This window comes from Candidatus Synechococcus spongiarum SH4, assembly GCF_000586015.1.
Taxonomy (GTDB): domain Bacteria; phylum Cyanobacteriota; class Cyanobacteriia; order PCC-6307; family Cyanobiaceae; genus Synechococcus_B; species Synechococcus_B spongiarum_F.
The window spans coordinates 1-3,584 of the sequence record NZ_JENA01000172.1 but is presented as its reverse complement, the minus strand read 5'-3'; the positions used below and the strand labels follow the sequence as shown (position 1 = coordinate 3,584).

Below are 3,584 nucleotides of genomic sequence, written 5' to 3'. Positions count from 1 at the left end.
GAAATGCGGGAAATGCGGGCCGATATGAAAGCGCTGGGGGAGAAAGTGGATCGCCTGGTGGAGACCAGGGCGACTGCCAGGACTTCCTGACCTGCTCCCGCCCCAGGCCATGGGCGGCGGATTGCCGCTTGCCCCCCGGCGCCCACCCTGTGGGACCATGACAGTCAATGCTGGCGCTGTAGCTTGCGATGCCCTTCCCTGACTCGAAGGTTTCCTTGCCGGACCATGGTCCGGCCCAGTCGTTGCAGGAGCCCTATGCTCCCACCCGGATCGAGGCCCATTGGCAGGAGCGCTGGCGGGCCTGTGGGCAATACCGCACGCCGGAGCCCCGACCCGGACAGGACGCCTTCTACGCCCTCTCCATGTTCCCCTATCCCTCGGGGAGCCTGCACATGGGGCATGTGCGCAACTACGTCATTACCGACGTGGTGGCCCGAGTGCAGCGGATGAAGGGCAAGGCGGTGCTCCACCCCATGGGTTGGGACGCTTTTGGCCTGCCGGCGGAAAACGCCGCCATTGAGCGCTCCGTGGAGCCAGGGCGCTGGACGGAGCAGAACATTGCCCAGATGCGGCGCCAGCTTGACGCCCTGGGGTTGTCCCTTGACTGGGAGCGGGAAGTGACCACCTGCCAGCCGGATTATTACCGCTGGACCCAATGGATTTTCCTGGAACTCTTCGCGGCGGGGCTGGCCTATCAGAAGGAAGCCGCCGTCAACTGGGACCCGGTGGACCAGACTGTTCTGGCCAACGAGCAGGTGGACAGCCAGGGGCGCTCCTGGCGATCCGGCGCCCTGGTGGAGCGTCGCCTGCTGTGTCAGTGGTTTCTTGGCATTACCCACTATGCCCAGGACCTGCTGGAGGATCTGAAGCTGTTGGACGGTTGGCCGGAGCGGGTGCGCACCATGCAGGCCAACTGGATCGGCCGCTCCACCGGAACCCAGGTGTTGTTCCCCCTCGTCCACCCCGGCCAGGGCCAGGGCACAGCGGCGGTGGAGGTGTTCACCACCCGGCCGGATACCCTGTTTGGCGTCACCTATATGGTGCTGGCTCCGGAGCATCCCCTTGTGGACAGCCTTACCCAACCGGAGCAGCAGGCCGCGGTAGCGGCGTTCCGTGAGGAGATGGGGCGCACCAGCGCCGTAGAGCGCACGGCGGATGATCGTCCCAAGCGGGGTGTTCCCCTCGGCGCCCACGCACGCCACCCCCTTAGTGGCGAGTCCGTTCCCGTCTGGATTGCGGACTACGTGCTGCTGGACTACGGCGCCGGCGCCGTGATGGGGGTTCCCGCCCATGACGGCCGTGATTTTGACTTCGCCCGGCGCCATGGCCTGCCCGTCAAGGTGGTGATCACCCCCGACGGCCAGGATCCCCCAGGGGGGGAAGACCTGCAGGAGGCGTTTTGTGACGAGGGCGTCCTGGTCCATTCCGGGGAGTTCGACGGGCTGCCCAGCCGGTCCGCCAAGGCCCGCATCACCGCGGCGCTGGCGGACCGGCGGCTTGGGGAGGAGAAAGTCGTCTATCGTCTGCGGGATTGGCTGGTGTCGCGTCAGCGCTACTGGGGCTGCCCCATCCCCATCATCCACTGTCCCAAGTGTGGCGCTGTGCCCGTCCCCCAGGACCAGTTGCCGGTGGAGTTGCCCCGGGATCTACCCCTTGCCGGCAAGGGGGGCAATCCCCTGGCCAAGGCCAAGGCATGGTTGGAGGTGAAATGCCCCGTCTGCGGAGGACCCGCCCACCGGGAAACCGACACCATGGACACGTTCATGTGCTCCAGTTGGTATTTCCTGCGCTATGCGGACGCTGCCAATGCCAAGAAGGCTTTTGAGCGGGACAAGGTGGACAGGTGGCTGCCCGTGGATCAATACGTGGGGGGGGTGGAACACGCCATCCTGCACCTGCTCTACTCGCGATTTTTCACCAAGGCCTTGGCGGACCGGGGTCTGCTGGGATTCCGTGAGCCGTTTCAGCGGCTGCTCACCCAGGGCATGGTGCAGGCCGTCACCTATCGCAATCCGCGCACGGGCAAATACGTGGCCCCGGCGCGGGTGCAGGATCCCGAGCAACCTTTGGATCCTGAAGACGGCGAACCCCTGGAGGCCTTCTTCGAGAAGATGTCCAAGTCCAAGCTCAACGGGGTGGACCCGGCCTCGGTGATTGCCCGATACGGGGCCGACACGGCCCGGATGTTCATCCTCTTCAAGGCGCCGCCGGAGAAGGATCTGGAATGGAGCGATGCGGACGTGGAGGGACAGTTTCGGTTTTTGCAGCGGCTCTGGCGCCTGGCGGCGGCTTTCCGGCAGCGGGGAGGACGGCTCGACGGCCCCCAGCCCACCGTCACAACGGCGCCCGCCGCCATTGACCACCAGATTCGCCGCCAGGTCCACACCGCCATTCAAGCCATTGACGAGGATCTGGACGGGGCCTATCAGTTCAACACGGCCGTGTCCGAACTCATGAAGCTGACCAACGGATTGGGCAATCTGGCCAAGGCCTCGGACGGTGTGCAAGTGGAGGCCGTGGACGCCCTGTTGCGGCTGCTGGCCCCCTTTGCTCCCCACTTGGCCGAAGAGCTGTGGCGACAACTGGACGGTGGGGGCAGTGTTCACAGCCAAAGCTGGCCCCAACTGGATCCGGAGGCTCTCCGACAGGAGTTGCGGGAGGTGGTGATCCAGATCCGGGGCAAAACCCGGGGCACCATGACGGCCCCCAGCGCCGCTTCCCGGGAGGAACTGGAGCGCTTGGCCCGGGGCAGTGAAATTGCCCGGCGCTGGCTGAAAGGGACCACCCCGCGGCGGGTGATCGTGGTGCCGGGGCGGTTGGTGAACCTGGTGCCGTAGGGAAGCTCCCCAGGATCAAACTGGGTTATCCGTCACCACGCCTTCCCCATGCAACGCCGACCACCCTGGCTTCTCATTGGCGCCCTGGCTGCTCTTATCCTGCTGCCGGGTCCCACCCTGCGTCTGGTCTTCGGCCTGGTGCGAGGGTTGTCCCTCCTGCTCCTGGCGCCGGTGCTGCTGGCCGGTGTGGCGGGTGTGGCCGGCTGGCTGTGGTGGCGGCGCCTGCAGGCGCAGGTCAAGCAGTGCCCAAGCTGTGGCGCTGCCACCATGAACGCCACCACCTGCCCCGCCTGTGGCTACAGTTTTGCGGGAACCAATCAAGACAATGGGGGTGGGAACCATCCCATTGACGTACAAGCTGAAACTCTGGACGACTAGGAGGCAAACCCATGGCCCGCAAGGGGGGGTGGCAGGAATTCACGCCGGATCGGACGCCTCCACTCCAGCACAGTTCTCCTGCGTCCCGGCCGCCGGGGCGGCAACAGGTCAGGGTGCAGCGCAGCAGCCGGGGGCGCGGCGGGAAGACCGTCACCATCATCACAGGGTTGGAGTTGCCCCCCGATCAATTCCACGCCCTGGCCAAAGCCTTGAAAACGGCCACAGGCACAGGGGGAACCGTGCAGGGGGACGCCATTGTCCTGCAAGGCGACCGGGTCGCTGCGGTGCTGGAGCAACTGGCCAGGCGGGGGTATCCGGCCAAGCGTTCCGGGGGCTGAAGCACACCCCACTGTCAGCAGTAGGGCGGCT

3 protein-coding genes are annotated in these 3,584 nt (G+C 66.0%); all 3 read left to right on the top strand.

Features of this window, described 5'->3' with window-relative positions:
- Window positions 1-188 precede the first annotated feature (188 nt).
- The 3 genes from leuS to BG35_RS0107715 are packed head-to-tail and all read left to right on the top strand — an operon-like array spanning window position 189 to window position 3,553.
- Window positions 189-2,837: a leucine--tRNA ligase gene (leuS, locus tag BG35_RS0107725; RefSeq protein ID WP_080688095.1), complete on the top strand. Its 2,649-nt coding sequence runs from the start codon at window positions 189-191 to the stop codon at window positions 2,835-2,837.
- Window positions 2,838-2,885: 48 nt separating this feature from the next.
- Complete coding sequence (locus BG35_RS10940) at window positions 2,886-3,215, top strand: hypothetical protein (protein ID WP_025782370.1); 330 nt, start codon at window positions 2,886-2,888, stop codon at window positions 3,213-3,215.
- Between the two features lie 11 nt (window positions 3,216-3,226).
- Complete coding sequence (locus BG35_RS0107715; protein WP_025782369.1) at window positions 3,227-3,553, top strand: translation initiation factor; 327 nt, start codon at window positions 3,227-3,229, stop codon at window positions 3,551-3,553.
- Window positions 3,554-3,584 lie beyond the last annotated feature (31 nt).

Bases quoted from the DNA above. Each gene is read 5' to 3' on its own strand.
- leuS (WP_080688095.1), top strand. From the start codon at position 189: ATGCCCTTCCCTGACTCGAAGGTTTCCTTGCCGGACCATGGTCCGGCC.
- BG35_RS10940 (WP_025782370.1), top strand. From the start codon at position 2,886: ATGCAACGCCGACCACCCTGGCTTCTCATTGGCGCCCTGGCTGCTCTT.
- BG35_RS0107715 (WP_025782369.1), top strand. From the start codon at position 3,227: ATGGCCCGCAAGGGGGGGTGGCAGGAATTCACGCCGGATCGGACGCCT.